The organism is Microbacterium sp. Leaf161 (genome assembly GCF_001423645.1).
GTDB lineage: Bacteria > Actinomycetota > Actinomycetes > Actinomycetales > Microbacteriaceae > Microbacterium > Microbacterium forte.
In genome coordinates, this window is record NZ_LMOW01000002.1 from 341,337 (window position 1) to 362,451 (window position 21,115).

General features: G+C 66.7%; 23 protein-coding genes and 2 tRNA genes. 13 read left to right on the forward strand and 12 right to left on the reverse strand.

Annotation, left to right across the window (positions count from 1 at the left end; genetic code table 11):
* The first annotated feature begins 67 nt into the window (after nt 1–67).
* From gatC to ASF87_RS14370, 6 genes are read left to right on the forward strand one after another with little or no spacing between them, the layout of a single operon-like run.
* The gene (gene gatC / locus ASF87_RS14345; RefSeq protein ID WP_042536743.1) at nt 68–367 is read left to right on the forward strand and encodes an Asp-tRNA(Asn)/Glu-tRNA(Gln) amidotransferase subunit GatC; all 300 of its coding nucleotides are present in this window, start codon (nt 68–70) and stop codon (nt 365–367) included.
* Nucleotides 364–1,881, forward strand: a complete 1,518-nt coding sequence (gene gatA, locus ASF87_RS14350; RefSeq protein WP_056376746.1) for an Asp-tRNA(Asn)/Glu-tRNA(Gln) amidotransferase subunit GatA — start codon at nt 364–366, stop codon at nt 1,879–1,881. The genes gatC and gatA overlap by 4 nt, the downstream gene beginning before the upstream one ends.
* Nucleotides 1,881–3,395: an Asp-tRNA(Asn)/Glu-tRNA(Gln) amidotransferase subunit GatB gene (gatB, locus tag ASF87_RS14355; RefSeq protein WP_042536741.1), complete on the forward strand. Its 1,515-nt coding sequence runs from the start codon at nt 1,881–1,883 to the stop codon at nt 3,393–3,395. The genes gatA and gatB overlap by 1 nt, the downstream gene beginning before the upstream one ends.
* A 47-nt stretch (nt 3,396–3,442) precedes the next feature.
* The gene (gene dinB / locus ASF87_RS14360; RefSeq protein ID WP_042536740.1) at nt 3,443–4,699 is read left to right on the forward strand and encodes a DNA polymerase IV; all 1,257 of its coding nucleotides are present in this window, start codon (nt 3,443–3,445) and stop codon (nt 4,697–4,699) included.
* 37 nt (nt 4,700–4,736) lie between these two features.
* Nucleotides 4,737–5,054, forward strand: a complete 318-nt coding sequence (locus ASF87_RS14365; protein ID WP_042536738.1) for a hypothetical protein — start codon at nt 4,737–4,739, stop codon at nt 5,052–5,054.
* On the forward strand, nt 5,038–5,619 hold the full coding sequence (locus ASF87_RS14370; protein ID WP_157550119.1) for a hypothetical protein: 582 nt from the start codon (nt 5,038–5,040) through the stop codon (nt 5,617–5,619). Before ASF87_RS14365 ends, ASF87_RS14370 begins: the two co-directional genes overlap by 17 nt.
* A 3-nt stretch (nt 5,620–5,622) precedes the next feature.
* Here ASF87_RS14370 and ASF87_RS14375 read toward each other — a convergent pair whose 3' ends face one another.
* The 6 genes from ASF87_RS14375 to orn form a co-directional block, all read right to left on the reverse strand.
* Nucleotides 5,623–6,114 carry a DUF2017 family protein gene (locus tag ASF87_RS14375; protein WP_056376750.1) on the reverse strand — a complete coding sequence of 164 codons (492 nt, stop codon included), beginning with the start codon at nt 6,112–6,114 and terminating at the stop codon, nt 5,623–5,625.
* The gene (gene clpS, locus ASF87_RS14380; RefSeq protein WP_056376751.1) at nt 6,111–6,404 is read right to left on the reverse strand and encodes an ATP-dependent Clp protease adapter ClpS; all 294 of its coding nucleotides are present in this window, start codon (nt 6,402–6,404) and stop codon (nt 6,111–6,113) included. Before clpS ends, ASF87_RS14375 begins: the two co-directional genes overlap by 4 nt.
* Nucleotides 6,401–6,748 (reverse strand): metallopeptidase family protein, encoded by a 348-nt coding sequence (locus ASF87_RS14385; protein WP_056376754.1) that lies wholly within the window; start codon nt 6,746–6,748, stop codon nt 6,401–6,403. The genes clpS and ASF87_RS14385 overlap by 4 nt, the downstream gene beginning before the upstream one ends.
* A 36-nt stretch (nt 6,749–6,784) precedes the next feature.
* Nucleotides 6,785–7,414: a LysE family transporter gene (locus tag ASF87_RS14390; protein WP_056376756.1), complete on the reverse strand. Its 630-nt coding sequence runs from the start codon at nt 7,412–7,414 to the stop codon at nt 6,785–6,787.
* Nucleotides 7,415–7,528: 114 nt separating this feature from the next.
* Nucleotides 7,529–7,604, reverse strand: a tRNA-His gene (locus tag ASF87_RS14395).
* Between the two features lie 36 nt (nt 7,605–7,640).
* Nucleotides 7,641–8,267 (reverse strand): oligoribonuclease, encoded by a 627-nt coding sequence (gene orn / locus ASF87_RS14400; RefSeq protein ID WP_042536728.1) that lies wholly within the window; start codon nt 8,265–8,267, stop codon nt 7,641–7,643.
* 59 nt (nt 8,268–8,326) lie between these two features.
* Between orn and ASF87_RS14405 the strand changes: the two genes are divergently transcribed.
* A tRNA-Arg gene (locus ASF87_RS14405) sits at nt 8,327–8,402 on the forward strand.
* Nucleotides 8,403–8,424: 22 nt separating this feature from the next.
* On the opposite strand, the gene ASF87_RS14410 is transcribed toward ASF87_RS14405, so the two are convergent.
* Nucleotides 8,425–8,694 carry a hypothetical protein gene (locus ASF87_RS14410; protein WP_056376758.1) on the reverse strand — a complete coding sequence of 90 codons (270 nt, stop codon included), beginning with the start codon at nt 8,692–8,694 and terminating at the stop codon, nt 8,425–8,427.
* 203 nt (nt 8,695–8,897) lie between these two features.
* Here ASF87_RS14410 and ASF87_RS18080 point away from each other — a divergent pair, with 203 nt between their 5' ends.
* From ASF87_RS18080 to ASF87_RS14430, 4 genes are all read left to right on the forward strand, one after another.
* Nucleotides 8,898–9,440, forward strand: coding sequence for a single-stranded DNA-binding protein (locus ASF87_RS18080; RefSeq protein WP_235558970.1), 543 nt, complete (start codon nt 8,898–8,900; stop codon nt 9,438–9,440).
* An 87-nt stretch (nt 9,441–9,527) separates the two neighbouring features.
* The gene (locus ASF87_RS17925; RefSeq protein WP_235558971.1) at nt 9,528–10,025 is read left to right on the forward strand and encodes a DUF6993 domain-containing protein; all 498 of its coding nucleotides are present in this window, start codon (nt 9,528–9,530) and stop codon (nt 10,023–10,025) included.
* Between the two features lie 136 nt (nt 10,026–10,161).
* Nucleotides 10,162–11,841 (forward strand): energy-dependent translational throttle protein EttA, encoded by a 1,680-nt coding sequence (gene ettA, locus ASF87_RS14425; protein WP_042536724.1) that lies wholly within the window; start codon nt 10,162–10,164, stop codon nt 11,839–11,841.
* A gap of 6 nt (nt 11,842–11,847) precedes the next feature.
* On the forward strand, nt 11,848–12,336 hold the full coding sequence (locus ASF87_RS14430) for an acyl-CoA thioesterase (RefSeq protein ID WP_042536723.1): 489 nt from the start codon (nt 11,848–11,850) through the stop codon (nt 12,334–12,336).
* A gap of 16 nt (nt 12,337–12,352) precedes the next feature.
* Here the strand turns inward: ASF87_RS14430 and ASF87_RS14435 are convergent, their stop codons facing one another.
* Complete coding sequence (locus ASF87_RS14435; RefSeq protein WP_056376760.1) at nt 12,353–13,240, reverse strand: acyl-CoA thioesterase; 888 nt, start codon at nt 13,238–13,240, stop codon at nt 12,353–12,355.
* Nucleotides 13,241–13,291: 51 nt separating this feature from the next.
* Between ASF87_RS14435 and ASF87_RS14440 the strand changes: the two genes are divergently transcribed.
* Nucleotides 13,292–13,957 carry a hypothetical protein gene (locus ASF87_RS14440; RefSeq protein WP_056376762.1) on the forward strand — a complete coding sequence of 222 codons (666 nt, stop codon included), beginning with the start codon at nt 13,292–13,294 and terminating at the stop codon, nt 13,955–13,957.
* Nucleotides 13,958–13,971: 14 nt separating this feature from the next.
* On the opposite strand, the gene ASF87_RS14445 is transcribed toward ASF87_RS14440, so the two are convergent.
* The 4 genes from ASF87_RS14445 to pepN all read right to left on the reverse strand — a co-directional run bounded on the left by ASF87_RS14445 (nt 13,972) and on the right by pepN (nt 19,772).
* Nucleotides 13,972–15,630, reverse strand: a complete 1,659-nt coding sequence (locus ASF87_RS14445; protein WP_056376764.1) for an FAD-binding dehydrogenase — start codon at nt 15,628–15,630, stop codon at nt 13,972–13,974.
* Nucleotides 15,627–16,076, reverse strand: coding sequence for a globin (locus ASF87_RS14450; protein WP_056376766.1), 450 nt, complete (start codon nt 16,074–16,076; stop codon nt 15,627–15,629). Before ASF87_RS14450 ends, ASF87_RS14445 begins: the two co-directional genes overlap by 4 nt.
* Nucleotides 16,073–17,146: a mechanosensitive ion channel family protein gene (locus ASF87_RS14455; protein ID WP_056376768.1), complete on the reverse strand. Its 1,074-nt coding sequence runs from the start codon at nt 17,144–17,146 to the stop codon at nt 16,073–16,075. The genes ASF87_RS14450 and ASF87_RS14455 overlap by 4 nt, the downstream gene beginning before the upstream one ends.
* A 73-nt stretch (nt 17,147–17,219) precedes the next feature.
* Nucleotides 17,220–19,772 (reverse strand): aminopeptidase N, encoded by a 2,553-nt coding sequence (gene pepN, locus ASF87_RS14460; protein ID WP_056376770.1) that lies wholly within the window; start codon nt 19,770–19,772, stop codon nt 17,220–17,222.
* Between the two features lie 124 nt (nt 19,773–19,896).
* Between pepN and ASF87_RS14465 the strand changes: the two genes are divergently transcribed.
* Nucleotides 19,897–21,081 carry a ferrochelatase gene (locus tag ASF87_RS14465; RefSeq protein ID WP_056376772.1) on the forward strand — a complete coding sequence of 395 codons (1,185 nt, stop codon included), beginning with the start codon at nt 19,897–19,899 and terminating at the stop codon, nt 21,079–21,081.
* The last annotated feature ends 34 nt before the right edge of the window (nt 21,082–21,115 follow it).

Consider the following 21,115-nt stretch of genomic DNA (forward strand, 5'->3'; position numbering starts at 1 on the left):
CGCCCAGCATAGGACCGGCACCGCCCGTCTGCGGGGAGACGACGAGCACGGCAACTAGACTTGGGACGTGTCTGAAATCACCCCTGATCTTGTGCGCCATCTCGGCGTGCTCGCGCGCATCCAGCTCAACGACGACGAGGTGACCCGACTGACGGGCCAGCTCGATGCCATCGTCGACAACATCGCGAAGGTGTCTGAGGTCGCAAGCCCCGACGTCGCCGCGACGAGTCACCCGATCCCGCTGAGCAACGTCTACCGTCCCGATGTGGTGGGCGAGACGCTCACGCACGAACAGGTGCTCCAGAACGCGCCGGACCAGGCCGATGGCCGGTTCCGCGTCACCGCGATCCTGGGAGAAGAACAGTGAGCGACATCATCCGGATGACCGCAGCCGAGCTTGCAGACAAGCTCGCCAGCCGCGAGATCTCCAGCGTCGAGGCGACGCGTGCGCACCTCGACCGCATCGCCGCCGTCGACGGCGACGTCCATGCCTTCCTCCACGTGAACGAGGGCGCGCTCGATGCCGCTGCAGCAGTCGACGCCAGGCGGGCTGCGGGCGAGGAGCTCGGCCCGATCGCCGGTGTGCCGCTCGCCATCAAGGACGTGCTGGTCACGACCGACCAGCCGACCACCAGCGGCTCGCGGATCCTCGAGGGCTACCGCTCGCCGTACGACGCCACCGTCGTCGCTCGATCGCGCGCGGCAGGGCTGATCCCGCTCGGCAAGACCAACATGGACGAGTTCGCCATGGGGTCGTCCACCGAGCATTCCGCATACGGCCCCACCCGCAACCCGTGGGACCTCGATCGGATCCCCGGTGGCTCCGGCGGTGGATCGGCCGCGGCCGTCGCCGCCTTCGAGGCTCCGCTGGCGCTCGGCTCAGACACCGGTGGATCCATCCGTCAGCCAGCGCATGTGACCGGCACGGTCGGCGTCAAGCCCACCTACGGCGGTGTCAGCCGCTACGGCGCGATCGCACTCGCTTCCAGCCTCGACCAGGTCGGACCGGTGACACGTACCGTGCTCGACGCAGGTCTGCTGCATGACGCGATCGGCGGTCACGACCCGAAGGACTCCACATCGCTGCGCGACGAGTGGCCTTCGTTCGCGGATGCCGCCCGTGAGGGCGCGCGCGGAGATGTGCTCAAAGGCCTCAGGGTCGGTGTCATCAGGGAATTGCCCGACAGCGGGTTCCAGCCGGGCGTCGCCGAGTCGTTCCGCAGCGCTCTCGCGCTCATGGAGGCTCAGGGCGCAGAGATCGTCGAGATCGGAGCGCCCCACTTCGAGTACGGCGTCGCCGCGTACTATCTGATCCTCCCCGCCGAGGCATCCAGCAACCTCGCGAAGTTCGACTCCGTGCGCTTCGGTCTCCGTGTGACTCCTGATGGCAACCCGACCGTCGAGGACGTCATGTCCGCGACGCGCGACGCCGGCTTCGGCGACGAGGTCAAGCGACGCATCATCCTCGGCACGTACGCACTGTCGGCGGGGTACTACGACGCCTACTACGGCAGTGCCCAGAAGGTCCGCACGCTCATCCAGCAGGACTTCGCGAACGCCTTCGCGGAGGTGGACATCATCGCGACGCCGTCGGCACCGACCACCGCGTTCAAGATCGGCGAGAAGATCGACGATCCGCTGCAGATGTACCTCAACGACATCACGACGATCCCGGTCAACCTCGCCGGCGTCCCGGGCATCTCGATCCCGAGCGGCCTCGCGGCAGAGGACGGACTGCCCGTCGGCATCCAGTTCATCGCACCGGCGAGGGAGGACGCGCGACTCTACAAGGTCGGCGCTGCGGTCGAGACGCTTCTCGTCGATTCGTGGGGAGCACCGCTCCTCACGCGTGCACCCCAGCTCGTGGGAGGGACCCGCTGATGGCCACTGCCAAGCTCATGGACTTCGACAAAGCGCTCGAGCTGTTCGAGCCCGTTCTCGGATTCGAGGTGCACGTCGAACTCAACACCAACACGAAGATGTTCTCGGACGCGCCGAACCCGGCGAACGAGGCCTATCACGCGGCTGCGCCGAACACGCTGATCGCCCCGGTCGACCTCGGTCTACCCGGATCGCTGCCCGTCGTGAACGAGACGGCGATTCGCTCGTCGATCAGCCTCGGTCTCGCGCTCGGCTGCTCGATCGCACCGTCGAGCCGCTTCGCGCGGAAGAACTACTTCTACCCCGACCTCGGCAAGAACTACCAGATCTCGCAGTACGACGAGCCGATCGCGTTCGAGGGTGAGGTCGAGGTCGAGCTCGAAGACGGAACCATCGTGCAGATCCCGATCGAGCGCGCGCACATGGAGGAGGACGCCGGCAAGCTCACCCACATGGGCGGATCCACCGGACGCATCCAGGGTGCCGAGTACTCGCTGGTCGACTACAACCGCGCCGGTGTTCCGCTCGTCGAGATCGTCACGAAGGTCATCTTCGGCACTGAGCACCGTGCCCCGGAGGTCGCCAAGGCCTATGTCGCGACCATCCGTGACATCGTCCGCAGCCTCGGGATCTCCGAAGCCCGCCTGGAGCGCGGCAACCTCCGCTGCGACGCCAACATCTCGCTGCGCCCTCGCGGCCAGGAGAAGCTCGGCACGCGCACCGAGACGAAGAACGTCAACTCGATGCGGTCGGTCGAACGCGCCGTGCGTTACGAGATCCAGCGTCAGGCGCAGATCCTCGCCGACGGTGGCACGATCACTCAGGAGACCCGGCACTGGCACGAGGACACGGGCACGACCTCGCCCGGTCGTCCCAAGTCGGATGCCGATGACTACCGGTACTTCCCCGAGCCCGACCTGGTTCCGGTGGAGCCTGCGGCCGAGCTGATCGAGGAGCTCCGAGCGCAGCTGCCCGAACAGCCCGTGGCCCGTCGGCGCCGCCTGATGGGCGAGTGGGGGTTCACCGACCTGGAGTTCCAGGACGTGCGGAACGGCGGCCTGCTGGAGGTCGTCGAGGCGACGATCTCGGCCGGAGCGACTCCTGCCACGGCCCGCAAGTGGTGGACGGGAGAGATCAGCCGTCTCGCGAACACGCAGGAGAAGGATGCCACGGAGCTGATCTCTCCTGAGAACGTCGTGGCGCTGCAGAAGCTCGTCGACGCCGGGACCCTCACCGACAAGCTGGCCCGCCAGGTGCTCGAGGGAGTCATCGCCGGTGAGGGGACGCCGCAGGAGGTCGTCGACGGCCGCGGACTCGCCGTCGTCTCGGATGACGGCGCGCTGATCGCCGCGATCGACGAGGCCCTGGCAGCTCAGCCCGACGTTCTCGCGAAGATCAAGGACGGCAAGGTCCAGGCAGCCGGCGCCGTCATCGGCGCTGTGATGAAGGCCATGAAGGGCCAGGCCGACGCAGCCCGGGTCCGCGAACTCGTTCTCGAGCGCGCTGCGCAGTGATCGGATCCCCCGGACCTCATGTCTGAGGTCCGGGGGAGGATGGTCTCATGGGACACGGTGACGGCAGAGGGCGCATCGTGTCGTCAGCCGATGCCGACGACACCGGCACGAGCATCCTGCACGTCGACATGGATGCGTTCTACGCCGGTGTCGAGGTGCTCGACGATCCCAGCTTGCGCGGTCTCCCCCTGATCATCGGGTCACCCGACGGCCGATCGGTGGTGTCCAGCGCCTCCTACGAGGCGCGCCGCTACGGCGTGCGTGCGGCGATGCCGGTGTCTCAGGCGCTGCGCTTATGCCCGTCGGCGCGCGTCGTTCCTCCGCACTTCCATCGCTACCAGGCGGTCTCACGTCAGGTGATGGCGATCTTCGAGTCGTTCACGCCGTTGGTCGAGCCGCTGTCGGTCGATGAGGCCTTCCTCGATGTGCGCGGCGTCCGACGGCTCTGGGGCAGCCCTGCACAGATCGCGCACCTCGTTCGTCAGCGCGTCAGAGATGAGGTGGGCATCACCTGCAGTGTCGGCGTCGCAGCCACGAAGCATGTGGCGAAGATGGCCTCGACGATCTCGAAGCCCGATGGGATGCTCGTCGTCTCGGCATCCGACACGCAGGACTTCCTCGACCCGCGTCCGGTGCGCGCCATGTGGGGTGTGGGGCCGAAGGCGGCCGAGGCATTGGAGGGGCGCGGAATCCGCACTGTGCGCGACATCCGCACCTCGTCTCCGGCTATGCTCGACCGCGCCGTGGGGCCGGCTCTCAGCGCGCGACTCGCGGAGCTCGCTCGCGGCGAGGATCCCCGCGCAGTCGAGACGGAGCGCGTCGAGAAGAGCGTCGGGCACGAGGAGACCTTCGACACCGACATCTCAGACAGGTCCTTCCTGAGAGCCGAGCTTCTGCGCCTCGCCGACCGCGTCGCAGCGCGCCTGCGGAAGGCGGAATGGGAGACGTCGACGGTCGCCATCAAGATCAGGTTCGACGACTTCCGCACCATCAGCCGGTCGCAGACGCTCCCGGAACCCACCGCGGTGGGCCAGCGCATCGGAGAGGCCGCCCAAGCGCTCTTCGACCAGATCGATCGGCGGGATCCCGTGCGTCTGGTCGGAGTGCGCGCTGAGAAGCTGCGGCCGGCCGGCGGCGGCGGGTTCGGTCTCTGGGACGACGACGAGGACTGGAGACGCGTCGAGGGCGCGGTCGACGATGCCGTCGCACGTTTCGGCACGGCCACGATCAGGCGAGCGAGACACATCGGGCGGGGCGACGGCCGTGGTGCCGCGCAGCATCCCAGGGCGCACGGGCTCGATTGACCCTTCCCACAGCCGATTCCTGGGCTAGCGTGGAGCCATGCCCAACATTGCACTGGAACTCGGACAGCAGGCCGCCTCGTTCGGCGTGAAGAGCGCGTACGGCGAGCCGCAGGATATCGACGGCGTGAGCATCACTCCGGTGGCGTTCACCTACTCCGGCTTCGGCGGAGGAAGCGGTGACGGCGCCGAGGGCGGCGGAGGCGGAGGCGTGTCGGTCCCGGTCGGCGTCTACGTTCGTCGCGAGGAGGGGCTCCGGTTCGAGCCCAACATCGTGACGCTGCTCGTCGTCGCTGTGCCGTTCATCTGGGTGACCGGACGAGCGCTCTCTCGCATCATCCGTGCCCTCAAGAAGTAGTGACCCGGTCGCGGACGCCCTCGAGCGCGCTGCGGCCCTGATCGTCGACGACATCCACATGCTCGCGGCGGCGAACCCGGTCGTCCTGATCGACGGTCGCAGCGGAGCAGGGAAGACGACCCTCGCGCGCATGCTCGTCGAACGTTGGCCGATAGCAGGACGGGTGCAACTCGTCGCACTGGATTCGATCTATCCGGGCTGGGACGGGCTCAGAGACGGAGTCGAACGCGCCCTGGACGGCATCCTCCGTCCGCACGGGCGAGGGTATCTGGGCGAGTGGCGACGATGGGACTGGGGGAGCGGCAGCGAGGCTGAGACTCACGCGGTGGACCCCGCGCTCGGGGTGCTGATCGAAGGGAGCGGGATACTCACGCCCGCCACAGCGGCGATTGCGGATGTCCGCGTCTGGGTCGAGTCCGCGGAGGCCGGTCGCAAGGCCCGAGCGCTGGCGCGCGATGGCGATACCTACCGTCCGCACTGGGATCGCTGGGCGCAGCAGGAAAGCGATCACATCGTGCGTGACGATCCCCGTGCGCTCGCGACCAGGGTCATCGAGGTGCCGTAGGTCTCAGAGGAGCTCGTCGGCCGCGTCGATCGTGAGTTCGAGGCGGTACCCGAGCCAGTCGTAGACGCCGAACCGCGGGTCGTCGGGGTCGTGGTCATCGTCGCTCTCGATGCCGAGGCGCTCCGCGATCACGAGGCGCAATGCGGTGAGCGTGCGCAGCCATGCGTCGATGTCGGACGGAGGTATGTCGAGGTCGTGCTCCGCGAAGGCCTCGCCGTGTGACATCTCGGCGAGGTCACCGCGCATGCCTGCGAGTGCGGTGCGGACGATGTCCGCGTCCAGAGCGCGTCGATCGAGCAGGTCTTCTCGAGTCGCATCCCGGAACGCGCGAGACGACTCCTCGTCCTCGGGGTAGGCATCGGGAACCAGGCGGCCGATCGCGGGATCCTCGACGTCGCGGCTCGCTCCCACGAGATCGCGGAAGTCGTCGACCAGCTGCGCGAGTTGCGCGCCCTCGACCCGAGCCATGCGTATCCGCACCATCGGCTCGCTCATCTCGTGGCCTTTCGGACGGTCGCCCACAGGCCGTAGTCGTGCATCGCCTGCGCGTGCACCTCCATCGTCTCTCGCGGCCCTGTCGCAACGATCGCCTGGCCGTCGTGGTGGACCTGTCGCATGAGCACCGTCGCGCGCTCCAGCGAGTAGCCGAAGTAGGTGCGAAAGACTCGCACGACGTAGCTCATCAGGTTGACAGGGTCGTTCCACACGACGACCTCCCATGGTTCGAGCGGAGCTGCCGAGAGATCGACCGACTCTTCGATGTCGGGCGTGGCGAGGGGGCTCATGCCCACCCCAGCGTGTGGAGCTGCTCGTCGTCGATGCCGTAGAAGTGCGCGATCTCGTGCACCAGGGTCGTGTGCACCTCGTCGCGCAGCTCGTCGTCCGTCTCGCACGCTGCCAGATGCGGCTCGCGGTAGACGACGATCCGGTCGGGGAGCTCGCCGGAGCCGTACTGCGTGCGCTCGGTCAGGGCCAGACCGTCGTAGAGCCCGAGCAGGTCCAGGCTTCCGTCTTCTGGCCGATCCTCGACGACGAACACCACGTTCTCCAGCCCGTCGACCATCTCGTCGGGCAGCCGATCGAGCTCGTCGATCACGAGTTCTTCGAAGTCCGCAGCATCCATTTCCATCAGGTCCAGCCTATTGCCGGGCAGGGGAGCGAAGCGTCAGTGGAGGAAGACGAGGAGACCGGCGACGGCGATGAAGAGGACGCCGAAGACGCTGTTGAGCGTCCGCTGTCCGCGCGCTGATCGTGTGAGCCTTCGGAAAGGCCGAGCCGCGGTGGCGAAGAACCCCCACATCACCACGATGTCGACGATGATGACCGTGACGATGAGAGTGAGGTATTGAGGGAGCTGTGGCTGATCGAGGCGGATGAACTGCGGGATGAACGCGAGGAAGAACACGATCGCCTTCGGGTTGAGGAGATTCACCCAGAACCCTCGTCTGATCATCGACCAGTGGCCCTCGTAGAGGTCGACCGTGGTCCCCTCGTCAGCGGCAGGAAGCTTCGGCTTGGTGAGGATCAGACGGATGCCGAGGAAGACCAGGTAGGCCGCGCCGGCGTATCGGATCACGTTGAACAGCACCTCAGACTGCGACACGACGAGTCCGAGGCCTGCCGCGACGATCACGACATGAACGATGAGAGCGAGCTGCTGCCCGAGGATTCCCCAGATCGAACGGCGCCAGCCCTGGCTCAGGGCGTTCGACATCGTGTTGATGGCGCCGGCCCCCGGCGTGAAGCTGATGACCACGCACGCGGTCAGAAGTGAGAACCACACGGCGAGCGACACCCCGCAATCCTACGGGGGCCTCACCGTGCGTCGATCACCGCCGTTCGGGCCCGGTGTGCCGAGTGCTTCGTGACGCAGAGAAGGTCCGAGCCTTTCGACTCGGACCTTCTCAAGTGGGGTGAGTAACGGGACTCGAACCCGCGACATCCGGCACCACAAGCCAGCGCTCTACCAGCTGAGCTATACCCACCATGTGCCGACCGTGATCGGCAACCAGACGAGTCTATTACATGTTCGGAGTGAACTCTGACACGGTGCGTGCGGCGATGTCGCGAGCATCGTCACTCGAGGGTCCGGGCTCGTCGACGAAGACCGCCTCGCGGTAGTACCGCAGCTCGCGGATGGACTCGAGAATGTCGGCGAGCGCGCGGTGTCCGCCGTCTTTCGCCGGCGCCTGGAAGAACACCCGGGGGTACCACCGCCGCGAGAGCTCTTTGATGCTCGAGACATCGACGTTGCGATAGTGGAGCCACTGGTCGACCTGACTCATGTACTTGGCCAGGAACATCCGGTCTGTGCCGATGGTGTTGCCGGCGAGAGGAGCCTTGCGCTCGACGGGAGCGAACCGCTTGATGTAGGCGAGGGTCTGCGCTTCGGCCTCGGCCAGCGATACGCCGTGGGGGATCTCGTTGATCAACCCCGACGTCTCGTGCATCTTCGTCACGAAGTCATTCATGTTCTCGAGTGCCGCGTCGCTCGGGCGGATGACGACCTGGAAGCCGGGGTCCACCGGACGGAGCTCGAAATCAGTGACGACGACGGCGATCTCGACGAGCTCGTCGACGGCCAGATCGAGACCGGTCATCTCACAATCGATCCATACGAGGCGGTCATTCTCTGAGGCAGATACCATTTCGCCATCCTATCGACGGCTCCGACATCCGAGTCGGGCGCGGTACGGTAGATGTGTGCGCCTCCGTAGCTCAGGGGATAGAGCAGGAGCCTTCTAATCTCTTGGTCGCAGGTTCGAATCCTGCCGGGGGCACCATCACCTGAGCCGGGCAGCGCACTCATCCATTGCGCAGAGCAGCAACCGCATCATCGGCGCTCCAGAAGTCCCCGACGAGTCGGAACGACGCGGTGGCGAGATGGAGGCGTTCGGCCCGGTAGCGAACCCCGAGCGGATCCGGCATGAGGCGCAGGTGCCCGAGGACCCTCTCTCTCGCGTCGTGAACCCGCCACAGGTGGGCAGACGCGCGCACGAGGTGCTCCTTCTTGGTCGACAGCTGCGGTGTCGCGTAGGGAACCTCGGGCGTGGACGTGATCAGGGTTGCAGACATCGAATCTCCTTTCATGATTCGAACGTATGACCGACCACCGACATTGCGGACCAGGGTGACGACGCCCGGCGGCGCAGTCGTTCTGCACATTCAGGCACAGCCCTGAGTTGTTCAGGATGCCCGTGTTCTCGGCATCGTCGAGGTGGAGAGAGGGCGCACTCTGAAGTGATCCGGACGCACGCTCCGGGCACAGAGGAGAGAACATGCATGACACAGTGACCATCGTCGGCAACGTCGCCACCGATCCCACTCAGGGGCGAACGACAGGTGGAGTTCCCGTCACGAACTTCCGACTCGCGAGCACGCACCGACGATTCGATGATGCGACCCAGACGTGGGTCGATGTGACGACGAACTGGTACTCGGTCGCGGCTTTCCGTCAGCTGGGCGAACATGCGAAGGCATCTCTGCGGTCCGGTGACAGCGTGATCGTCACGGGGAGGATGAAGATCCGCGCCTGGGAGAACAACGGCAAGCAGGGCACGAGCGTCGACATCGACGCCGATGCGATCGGCCACGATCTCCGATGGGGGACGACGGCGTATCGCCGCAGCGCACGATCGGGGGTCGATGCCCCGCCCAGAACCGCTGCGACATCGGATCCGCACGCTGACGCCGAGCACTCTGCGCACTCGCATGGTGACGGCCCGGACATCGACACGTCGTGGGCGGCGAAGGACGGCGCGCTCTTGGGCGCCGAAGACGGCCTCGCGGATTCTGCTGCCGCAGGGGCGAGCACTCTCTGAGATTCCTGGTCGCTCGACGCCGCGGCGCACATGGCAACCGTGAGCGCGCTCGGGCGCTGCGGGGGAGGACGCCCTTAGACTCAGTTCGTGCTTCGACGACCGGACTCCTCCGCATCGCGTGCGGCGATCGCGACCGGCGTCGTCACGACGCTGGCGCTGCTGCTGACCTCGTGCGGTGCGCCCGCAACGCCCACACCGAAGCCGACGGATGCCGGAGTGAGCCCCAGTCCGTCGGCGTCTCCTTCGGGTCCCGCATACGTTCCGGACGGCACCGCCGATGACAACCTGCCGCTCTTCGCGGCCGTGACCGCCGCGGTGTGGGCGTCGGACCAGAAGGTGTCGGGTCGTGCCTACATCGACGCCCTGATCGCCGCCGGGTTCGACCGCGCAGCCATGCAGGTCACACAGGACGTCTCGACCGTCGGCAACCCGGTGGAGAGCCTCATGTTCGCCGTGCGGTGGGGAGACAGGGAGTGCCTCATAGGGCAGGTGGGCCCGTCGACGGGCGAGCCCGTCACGGTCGTCATGCCTCAACTGGCCGAGGGACGTTGTCTCGTCGGCACGACGCGAGCGATCGACTGGTAACCCGCCACGTGCGTGGCACGTGCGGCAACTCGCGCAACCGCGTCGTGGAGCTGGCATCCGGGTTAGGTAGCGGCCCCCGAGATCGCCGGTAGGCTGGAGTGTCGATCTTCGACGCCAACAGAAGGAGCGGTTTTCGGTGGCTGAGTACATCTACTCGATGGTTCGTGCACGTAAGGCGGTGGGTGAGAAGCTCATCCTCGATGACGTCACGATGGCGTTCCTCCCCGGTGCCAAGATCGGCATGGTGGGTCCCAACGGCGCCGGTAAGTCGACGATCCTCAAGATCATGGCCGGCATGGACACGCCGTCGAACGGCGAGGCGAAGCTGTCTCCCGGTTTCTCGGTCGGCATCCTGATGCAGGAGCCGGAGCTCGACGAGACCAAGACGGTGATCGAGAACATCCAGGACGGCATCGCCATCAAGGCGAAGGTCGACCGGTTCAACGAGATCTCCATGCTGATGGCAGATCCCGATGCCGACTTCGACTCCCTGCTCTCCGAGATGGGAACCCTGCAGGAGGAGATCGACGCGGCGGACGGCTGGGACCTCGACTCGCAGCTCGAACAGGCCATGGACGCCCTGCGCACGCCTCCCGGAGACGCGGCGATCGCTCCGCTCTCCGGAGGTGAGAAGCGACGCGTCGCACTCGCGAAGCTGCTCCTGCAGAAGCCCGATCTGCTCCTGCTCGACGAGCCGACCAACCACCTCGACGCGGAAAGCGTGCTCTGGCTTGAGCAGCACCTTCAGGCATACAAGGGCGCGGTCATCGCCATCACTCACGACCGGTACTTCCTCGACCACGTCGCCGAATGGATCGCCGAGGTCGACCGTGGCCGCCTGATCGGCTACGAGGGCAACTACTCGACCTACCTGGAGAAGAAGGGCGAACGCCTCGAGGTCCAGGGCAAGAAGGACGCGAAGCTCGCCAAGCGCCTCAAGGAGGAGCTGGAGTGGGTCAGGTCCAGCGCAAAGGGCCGTCAGACGAAGTCGAAGGCGCGACTCGCGCGGTACGAGGAGATGGCGACAGAGGCCGAACGCACCAGGAAGCTGGACTTCGAGGAGATCTCGATTCCTGCGGGACCGCGTCTCGGGAGCATCGTGATCGATGCGAAGAAGCTCCAGAAGGGCTTCGATGGCCGGGTGCTCATCGATGGGCTCAGCTTCAACCTGCCGCCGAACGGCATCGTCGGCGTGATCGGCCCTAACGGTGTCGGTAAGACGACCCTGTTCAAGACGATCGTCGGCCTGGAGCCGCTTGACGGCGGAGACCTCAAGATCGGAGAGACGGTCAAGATCAGCTACGTCGACCAGTCGCGCTCGAACATCGACCCCGACAAGACGCTGTGGGAGGTCGTGTCCGACGGTCTCGACGTCATCACGGTGGGCAAGACGGAGATCCCCTCACGCGCGTACGTCTCGAAGTTCGGTTTCAAGGGCCCGGATCAGCAGAAGAAGGCAGGCGTGCTCTCCGGTGGCGAGCGCAACCGTCTGAACCTGGCCCTCACGCTCAAGGAAGGCGGCAACCTTCTCCTGCTCGACGAGCCGACCAACGACCTGGACGTCGAGACGCTGAGTTCTCTCGAGAACGCGCTTCTCGAGTTCCCCGGCTGCGCAGTGGTCATCACTCACGACCGGTGGTTCCTCGACCGCATCGCGACTCACATCCTCGCGTACGAGGGCACCGACGAGAAGCCCGCTCAGTGGTACTGGTTCGAGGGCAACTTCGAGTCCTACGAGGAGAACAAGGTCCAGCGCCTCGGCGCCGACGCGGCCAAGCCGCACCGGTCGACGCACCGCAAGCTCACGCGCGACTGATCACCGATGTCCGACCTGACACCGGGGCCCCGGCTGCACATCCCGATCCACCTCCGCTGGGGCGATCTGGACGCATTCAATCACGTCAACAACACCTCGATGCTGAAGCTCCTCGAGGAGGCGCGCGTACGCGCGTTCTGGCGTGCGGGTCCCGGTGAGCAGGCACCATCGACCGCTGTGCTCGATTCAGGCATCGACGAGGGCACGCTGACGCTCATCGCGCGGCAGGAGATCGAGTACCTCGCTCCGGTGCCGTACCAGCGTCGACCACTCGAAGTGCAGATGTGGTTCGGCAAGCTCGGCGGCTCGAGCGTCGAGGTCTGCTACGAGGTGCACAACGACCCCGCAGCCGAGCCCCGCACGATCTATGCGCGGTCGACCGCGATCATCGTGCTCGTCGACGCCAAGTCGGGCCGCCCCACACGGCTCACGCAGGAGATGCGCGACGCGTGGGAGCCGTACGTCGGCCCCTCCATCGAGTACACCCACCGCTGAGCCGAGTGGCGCGGCATCAGGCCGGGGACGGCACCCTGACCATGATCTCCTGGGCGACAGAGGCGACCAGATCGCCCGACTGCGTGTAGATGCGTCCCTGAGCGAGGCCGCGGCCCCCGCGGGCGTTGGGCGATTCCTGCAGGTAGAGCAGCCACTCGTCGACGCGCGCAGGCCGATGCCACCACATCGCATGGTCGAGGCTCGCCACCTTCAACCCCGGAAGCCCCCAGTACACGCCGTGGGCGCGAAGGATCGATTCCTGGATCGTCATGTCGCTGAGATACGCGAGAGCCGCCCGGTGAATGCGCTGGTCGTCGGGAAGCGGTGCCTTCATGCGCATCCAGACGCCCTGCTGAGGAACGCGGGAATCCTCGCTCGGCAGGAACATCGGTGAGTCGATGTGGCGCACGTCAGCAGCGCGATCGCTGAGCATCTGAACAACGCCGGACGGCAGCCCGTCGACGCGCTGCTCGTCAGGCAGCAGCGAGTCCGGATCCGGAATTCCTTCAGGCATGGGAACCGCGTGCTCGATGCCCGGATCGTCGTCCTGAAAGGAGGCGATCATCGAGAAGATCGGCACACCGTTCTGATACGCCTGCGAACGACGAGTGGAGAAGGATCGGCCGTCGTGGATGCGGTCGACGGCGATCGTGATGCCCTGGCTTGCGTCGCCCGGCCGCAGAAAGTACCCGTGCATGGAGTGCACCGCACGATCCTCAGGGAGCGTCCGTTCCGCGGCGAGGAGGCTCTGAGCGAGCACTTGACCACCGTAGATCCGACCGGAGGGCATCGGATGCGAAGATCCGGTGAAGATGTCCTCGGTCGTGCGGGCCTGAGTGGAGTCGAGGTCCAGCACGTCCAGGAGTTGTTCGACGGTGCGAATCGCGTGGGCGTCGGCGGTCATGAGTTCCTTCCCGCGACGGCGGATGCCGCTGGCGTTGCTAGTTTAGAGGGTGTGCCCCACCAGCTTCTTCTTGCAGACGCCGAGACCGCGAAGGACGTACTGACCTTCCTCGGGCGAGCGACCCGAATCTCCGATGAGGGGGTTCGGCTGCAGGCGGCCGGAGGTGTTCTCGCGCTCACAGGAGCCGCTCTAGCGCCCCACGGTCTGTTCGATCAGACCCCGACCGTGCTGGCGATGCGCGTCGTGCAGGCGGATCCTGAGCTCGAGTGCGATGTCGTCGTCTCCTCGCTCACTGCGACAGACGATGACAGCGCGCTGACCCTGCCGGAGACGGGGCTCTCACCCGCGTGGGCCGGAGTCGCTCCACCGCGCGGCCACTGGCAGCCGACGTCGACCCTGGCGGCATCCGTCATCGCTCGACGCGCGCAGTGGGGGATCAGCGCAGTTGCGCGCGGAGCGACGCCCGGGTCCGGGGAGGAAGCCGTCAGAGCGCTTCGTGCAGCCATCTGGGGGGAGCCCGACGAGGATCTCGGCGGCCTGCCTCGCGGAGTCGCATTCGCGGCCGACGCGTTCGGCTTCATCTCCGGTGAGGAAGACGTTCCGGTGATGCAGTCGGGGCGGTGGACTCGACTCGCCTTCCGGCGTGGTCACGTTCTCGCTCGAGGACCCGTCGCGACCGGTCTCACAGCGGTCAGGGGCACCGGCTCCGCCCAGTAGCGCGGAGCACGAGCTCAGCGGGCGGCGGCGCGCCCGGCCTGGCGTCCCGAGAAGAGACACCCACCGAGGAACGTGCCCTCGAGCGCCCGGTAACCGTGCATACCGCCGCCCCCGAAGCCGCTCGCCTCACCGGCGGCATACAGACCGGGGATCGGTTCGCCGTCGGCTCCGAGAGCGCGGCCGTCGAGATCGGTGTTGATCCCGCCGAGTGACTTCCTCGTGAGAACGTGCAGCTTGACGGCGACGAGTGGGCCGGCTGCCGGGTCCTGAAGACGATGCGGAGCTGCGGTGCGGACCAGCTTGTCGCCACGGTAGACGCGCATAGAACGCAGCATGCCGATCTGGGCGTCTTTCGTGAACTCGTTCTCCATCTCGAGGTCACGCGCGATCACCTCTCGTCGCACGTGATCGATGTCGAGTGACTCTCCGCCGGGGTGCCGCTGCATCTGCTCGAGCAGCGACTCGAGGTCGTTCTCGACGATGAAGTCCTCTCCCTCGTCGAGGAACGCCTGCACCGGCCCCGTCGGGCCCTTGGCGAGTCGGGACTTCACGAGGAGCCCGACGTCCTTGCCGGTGAGATCGGGGTTCTGTTCGCTTCCGGAGAGGGCGAACTCCTTCTCGACGATCTGGCGAGAGGTGACGAACCACGAGTGGTCGTGGCCGGTGCTGCGGAGGTGGGCGAGCGTGCCCAGCGTGTCGAAGCCCGGGAAGAGCGGCACGGGCAGTCTCTTGCCCGTCGCATCCAGCCACAGCGAAGACGGGCCGGGGAGGATGCGGATGCCGTGCGAAGGCCACACGGGGTTCCAGTTCGTGATTCCCTCGACGTAGTGCCACATGCGGTCGCCGTTGACGAGACGCGCACCGGCAGACTTCGAGACGGCGTGCATCGATCCGTCCACATACGCGGGCACTCCCGTGAGCATGTGCTCAGGAGGGGCGCCCAAGGTGGCCGGCCAGGCAGCGCGCACGAGGTCGTGATTTCCTCCGATACCGCCGGAGGAGACGATCGTGGCGCCCGCGCTGATCTCGAAGTCGCCGATCGCGCGCCGCGTCGATTCGACGCCGCGAGCGGCAGGGCTCGACTCCAGGATCATGCCGCGCGCGCCGGTGACGGCTCCGTCGGTGGTGATCAGCTCCGTCACGCGATGCCGGGGGAGGATCGTGATCCGTCCCTCGCGTTCGCCCTGCTCGACCGCAGCGGCGAACGGCGCGACGACACCCGGCCCGGTGCCCCAGGTGATGTGGAATCGAGGGACGGAGTTGCCGGGACCGAGAGCACCGTAGCCTCCGCGTTCGGCCCAGCCCACCACGGGGAAGAAACCCACTCCGCGTTCGCGCAACCACGAGCGCTTCTCTCCGGCCGCGAACTGCAGATAGGCCTCGGCCCACCGGCGCGGCCAGTGATCCTCAGGGCGGTCGAACGATGCGGTCCCGAACCAGTCCTGCGTGGCGAGGGCCAGCGAATCGCGAATGCCCATCCGCCTCTGCTCGGGAGAGTCGATGAAGAACAGGCCGCCGAACGACCACCAGGCCTGCCCGCCGAGGTTGGTGCGCGGCTCCTGGTCGACCAGGATCACACGACGACCGGCATCCAGCGCCTCACCCGCTGCGACAAGACCGGCGAGCCCCCATCCGATGACCAGTACGTCTGCAGACAGGGGCGTGTTCGTCATGTGCTCTCCGTTGATTCCTGACGTGATCGCGTCTCGAGCGTGAGGCGCCCGGCCGAGGGTGTGCCGATGCCGGACGGCTCGAATGTGTTCACCATGGCATACGCGGCGCGTTCGAGGTAGTCCCACAGCGTCGATTCGTGGAGTGGCGACAATTGCGCCTCGTCCAAAGCCGTTCGCATGTGCCGGAGCCACCTGTCACGAGCGTCGGGGTCGACGTGGAACGGCATATGACGCATCCGCAGGCGTGGGTGTCCACGCGTCTCCCCATAGGTCGTGGGGCCACCCCAGTACTGCTCCAGGAACATCAGCAGTCGCTCCTCGGCAGGGCCGAGATCCTCCTCGGGGTACATCGGCTTCAGGACTGAGTCCAGTGCGACCTCGCGATAGAAGACCGACACGATCTTCGCGAAGGTGTCGCGCCCGCCGACCTCGTCGTAGAACGTCACTTCTGGGAGCTCCCGTCATCGTTCGTCTTCTTGCGCCGCCAGATTCCACGATCCGGGATGACGGGAACGCCGGTGACGGCGTTCGGACGTGTCTTGGGGGGATTGGCACCCCGAACGCGACGGGCGCCCTCGAGCCCGGTGGGGACGACGGTGGTCATGCTCGGGAGGAAGATCTCGTTCTCGAGCATCGCGGCCCGCAGGCGCTTACGCAGCTCCTGCGCGACGTCGTCCTTGGCGTTGGCACGAGCCTTGATGACGAGCCGCACGACGAGGGCGTCGCCGTCGATCGACTCGAGGCCCCAGAGCTCGGGCTTCTCGATGATGCGGGTGCGCCACTTCGGATCCTTCGCGAGAGCCTGAGCCGTGTCGAGCATGATCTGCTCGACCTTCTCCAGATCGGCGTCCACCGGCACGCCGAGATCGATGATCGCCCTGGCCCAGCCCTGCGACATGTTGCCGATGCGAAGCACCTCGCCGTTGCGGACGTACCAGAGCGTGCCGTTCACGTCGCGCACCTGCGTGATGCGCACGCTCACGTATTCGACCACGCCCGAGGCGAGGCCGAGATCGACGACATCGCCGATTCCGATCTGATCCTCCGCCACGATGAACATGCCGTTGAGCACGTCCTTGACGATGTTCTGAGCGCCGAAACCGAGACCCGCGCCCACAGCCGCAGTGAGGAGTGTCAGCGAGCCCAGGAGCGTCGGCGCGAGGTGATTGACCACGAGCACGATCGCGATGACCACCAGCATCACGTTGACGATGTTCTGCAGGATGGTGCCGAGAGTCCGCGTGCGTTGCACGAGACGCATGTCAGCGAGCGGCGAGCGTTCCAATGCCTGAGTGTCGTCGACGGCCGCTTTGTTCTTCGCGCTGTCGACGATGCGATGCACGACGCGGCGGATGACCACGCGGAGCAAGAGAGCGATGAGAACGCAGCCGGCGATGATCGCGACCACTCCGAGCGCCTGCAGGCCCACATCGCGCAGCACCGTGACGACGTCCATCCACCAGGAGGGGAGAACGGTCTCTGCGGGGTCGGGCGTCGTGTCGAATGGCTGCATCATCCCCTCCAGAGTAGCGATCAGGCCTCTGCGCGGGCTGGACGCACCGCGCAGAGGCCTGATCGGAGAAGCGGGCTCAGTCCTCCGCGTCGCGGGACTGCGCAGCGAGCGAGCGCTCGACGTCGGCGAGGTTCTCGAGCACCAGACGGCGCAGCGCCGGTGCCGCGTCCTGGTTGGCCGACAGCCACGCGCGTGTCGCGTCGCGCAGTTCGACATCGGCGATGGCCGTGGGGAACAGGCCCACGATCAGATACTGCGCGATCTGGTAGCTGCGGGACTCCCAGATCGGCACCAGCATGTCGAAGTACGCGGGCACGAACTCGCGAAGAGCCTCGGCGCCGGCCGGGTGCACGAAGCCGAGCGCGGCGGACCGCACGATCGTGTTCGGAGCGTCGTCGCGTTCGATCAGCGACGCCCACGCCGCCTTCTTCGAGGCGGAGTCGGGCAGCGCCGCACGTGCCTGCGCGGCGAACTCGCCGCCCTTCGACGTGTTGTCTGACGCGAGCGCGGCATCGATGGATGCCGCATCCGTCGCGCCGATCGTGGCGAGTCCGACGAGCAGCTGCCAGCTGAGGTCCGCGTCGATCTCGAGGCCCGGGAGCGTCTCCTCGCCGGAGCGCAGGCGCCCCACGATGCCCGCGTGCTCGGGAGTGACCAGGGCGTTGGCGAAGGCCGTCACGAACTGGAGCTGACTGTCGCTGCCCGATTCGGCGGCTTCTGCAAGAGCCCAGAGTCCGTCTGCGACCTTCTGGCGAGCGGCGAGACGAGCCTCTGGCCTGACGTAGAGCGTGGCGGCGGTGCGCAGCTGCGCGAGCGTCGTGCGGACCGTGGTCGACTCGGTCTCGCGGCCGATGTTGCCGAGCACGAGGTCGATGTAATCGGAGGCCGCGGTCTCGGCGTCGCGGGTCTGGTCCCAGGCCGCGCCCCAGACAAGGGAGCGCGCGAGGGGGTCGCTGATGTCGGCGAGGTGTGCGATCGCGGTGGCGAGGGAACGCTCGTCGAGGCGGATCTTCGCGTAGGCGAGGTCGTTGTCGTTGAGCAGCACGAGGTCGGGACGCGCGAGGCCATGCAGCTCGGGAACCTCGGTGCGGTCTCCGTCGACGTCGACCTCGGCGTAGTGCGAGCGCACGAGTGCGCCGTCCTGGAGGTTGTAGAACCCGATGCCGAGACGGTGCGGACGGATGGTCGGGTAGTCGGCCGGAGCGGTCTGCGTCACGGCGAATCGTGTGATCGTGCCGTCCGAGTCGTCTGCGATCACCGGTTCGAGCGTGTTCACGCCCGCGGTCTCGAGCCACTTCTTCGACCAGGTGCTCAGATCTCGTCCGCTGGTGGCTTCGAGCTCGGTGAGAAGGTCGCTCAGCTCGGTGTTGCCCCACGAGTGCTTCTGGAAGTACTGCGAGACGCCGGCGAAGAACGCCTCGATGCCCACCCAGGCGGCGAGCTGCTTGAGAACCGAGCCGCCCTTCGCGTACGTGATGCCGTCGAAGTTCACCTGCACGTCTTCGAGGTCGTTGATCTCAGCCACGATGGGGTGGGTCGAGGGAAGCTGATCCTGGCGGTAGGCCCAGGTCTTCTCCATCGCGTTGAAGGTGGTCCACGCCTCGGTCCACTCGGTGGCCTCCGCGGTCGCGATCGTCGACGCCCACTCGGCGAACGACTCGTTCAGCCAGAGGTCGTTCCACCACTTCATGGTCACGAGGTCGCCGAACCACATGTGCGCGAGCTCATGCAGGATCGTGACGACGCGGCGCTCCTTGACGGCGTCGGTGACCTTGCTGCGGAACACGTACGTCTCGGTGAAGGTGACCGCTCCCGCGTTCTCCATCGCACCGGCGTTGAACTCGGGGACGAACAGCTGGTCGTACTTCGCGAACGGGTAGGGAACGCCGAACTTCGACTCGAAGTACGCGAAGCCCTCGCGCGTCTTGTCGAAGATGTAGTCGGCGTCGAGGTGCTGCCACAGGCTCTTGCGTCCGTAGACGCCGAGCGGGACCACGCGGCCGGAGGCGCTCGTGAGCTCGGAGAACGTCGCCTCGTAGGGTCCCGCGACCAGGGCCGTGATGTACGACGAGATGCGCGGCGTGGGCTCGAAGCCCCACGTCGCGACCGAGTCATCGTCGTGGACGATGGGCTCAGGCGTGGGGGAGTTCGACACGACCTTCCAGGACGCCGGTGCCGTCACCGTGAACTGGAACGTCGCCTTCAGATCGGGCTGCTCGAACACGGCGAACACACGCCGCGAGTCGGGGACCTCGAACTGGGAGTAGAGGTAGACCTCGCCGTCGACAGGATCGACGAAGCGGTGCAGTCCCTCGCCGGTGTTCGTGTAGAGGCAGTCCGCGTCGACCACGAGGACATTCTCGGCCTGCAGGCCGGCGAGCGCGATGCGCGAGTCGGCGAAGACCTCGTCGGGGTCGAGCTGCTCTCCGTTCAACGAGATCTCGCGCACGTCGCGTGCGATCAGATCGATGAAGGTGATGCTCTCCGGCGTCGCGGTGAACCGGACGACGCTGCGGGAGCCGAAGACCTCCGCACCCTTCGTCAGGTCGAGCGAGACTTCGTACGACTGGGTGTCGATGACGTCGCGGCGCTCCTGCGCTTCGATGCGGGTGAGGTTCTCTCCAGGCACAGCTGTACTCCCAGGGGTGAGGGGATGCTGCCGCAACCCAGCGCAGTTGGCGCCCACGGCAACCATGACAGCCTACGCCAGCACGGCGGCCTGACTCACTTCCAGGAGATGAAAGAATGGACGGGTGACCGCGATCGAGCAGAACACCGTCCTCTTTGCCTCCGATGCCGCTGCCTCCGGCGCGCCGTATATGACCACCCCGGTGGCCTACGACGGCATCCTGCTCGCCGGGTTCGGTGGCCCTGAAGGGCAGGAGGACGTCATACCTTTCCTGCGCAATGTCACGCGGGGGCGGGGGATCCCGGACGAGCGCCTTGAAGAGGTGGCGCACCACTACCGCCATTTCGGCGGTGTGAGCCCCATCAACGGACAGAACCGCATCCTCAAGGAGGCGCTCGAGGGCGAGCTCGCGCGCCGCGGCATCGATCTTCCGGTGTACTGGGGTAACCGCAACTGGAGTCCTTACCTCGAAGAGGTCGTCACCGAAGCCGCAGCCGACGGCAAGACGACGCTCCTCGCCTTCGCCACGAGCGCCTACAGCTCCTTCTCGAGCTGCCGGCAGTATCGCGAGGACTTCGCGCGAGTGCTCGAGGAGACGAAGCTCGGCGAGACGGTGACGATCGACAAGATCCGCCCCTTCTACGACCACCCCGGGTTCGTCGAGTCCTTCGAGACGGGTGTCCGCGAGGCCGTGGAGACCTTCCTCGGTCAGGGAATCGCCCCGGCCGACATCCAGATCCTCTTCTCCACCCACAGCATCCCGACCGCGGATGCCGAGCGCTCGGGCGCGCGGGACATCGACTGGGGCGAGGGCGGCGCGTATGCCGCGCAGCATCTCGCTGTCGCCGCGTGGGTGATGGATCGCGTCCGTGAAAGCATCCCGGCAGCGGCTGACGTCTCGTGGGAGCTGGTCTACCAGTCGCGTTCGGGCCCCGCCTCGCAGCCGTGGCTCGAGCCTGATGTGTGCGACGTCATCGGCGAGCTGCCCGAACGCGGCCGGAAGGCCGTGGCGGTGGTGCCCGTCGGGTTCATGAGCGATCACATGGAGGTGCTCTGGGACCTCGACACCGAGGCCGCCGAAGCCGCCGAGGAGGCGGGACTCGCCTTCACGCGCACTCCGACGCCCGGAGTCGCCCCGTCTTTCGTCACCGGAATCGTCGACCTGATCGTCGAGCGCCTGGAGGGTCGTCCGAACGAGGATCGCCCCCATGTCACCTCTCTGCCCGGTGCGTTCGATGTGTGCCGCCCCGGCTGCTGCGAGAACGTCCGGGCGGGATTCAAGCCGGCTGCGGCCGGCGTGGCTCCGTGAGCACCCGCTGACCGTCTGCGCTTCTAGGATGGAT

Bases quoted from the DNA above. Each gene is read 5' to 3' on its own strand.
- ASF87_RS14445 (WP_056376764.1), bottom strand. From the start codon at position 15,630: ATGACGAACACGCCCCTGTCTGCAGACGTACTGGTCATCGGATGGGGG.
- clpS (WP_056376751.1), bottom strand. From the start codon at position 6,404: ATGAGCCCCCTCGCCACGCCCGACATCGAAGAGTCGGTCGATCTCTCG.
- ASF87_RS18080 (WP_235558970.1), top strand. From the start codon at position 8,898: ATGCATGACACAGTGACCATCGTCGGCAACGTCGCCACCGATCCCACT.
- dinB (WP_042536740.1), top strand. From the start codon at position 3,443: ATGGGACACGGTGACGGCAGAGGGCGCATCGTGTCGTCAGCCGATGCC.
- orn (WP_042536728.1), bottom strand. From the start codon at position 8,267: ATGGTATCTGCCTCAGAGAATGACCGCCTCGTATGGATCGATTGTGAG.
- ASF87_RS14430 (WP_042536723.1), top strand. From the start codon at position 11,848: ATGTCCGACCTGACACCGGGGCCCCGGCTGCACATCCCGATCCACCTC.
- ASF87_RS14365 (WP_042536738.1), top strand. From the start codon at position 4,737: ATGCCCAACATTGCACTGGAACTCGGACAGCAGGCCGCCTCGTTCGGC.
- ASF87_RS14435 (WP_056376760.1), bottom strand. From the start codon at position 13,240: ATGACCGCCGACGCCCACGCGATTCGCACCGTCGAACAACTCCTGGAC.
- ASF87_RS14455 (WP_056376768.1), bottom strand. From the start codon at position 17,146: ATGATGCAGCCATTCGACACGACGCCCGACCCCGCAGAGACCGTTCTC.
- gatB (WP_042536741.1), top strand. From the start codon at position 1,881: ATGGCCACTGCCAAGCTCATGGACTTCGACAAAGCGCTCGAGCTGTTC.
- ASF87_RS14375 (WP_056376750.1), bottom strand. From the start codon at position 6,114: ATGAGCGAGCCGATGGTGCGGATACGCATGGCTCGGGTCGAGGGCGCG.
- ASF87_RS14385 (WP_056376754.1), bottom strand. From the start codon at position 6,748: ATGGAAATGGATGCTGCGGACTTCGAAGAACTCGTGATCGACGAGCTC.
- ASF87_RS14410 (WP_056376758.1), bottom strand. From the start codon at position 8,694: ATGTCTGCAACCCTGATCACGTCCACGCCCGAGGTTCCCTACGCGACA.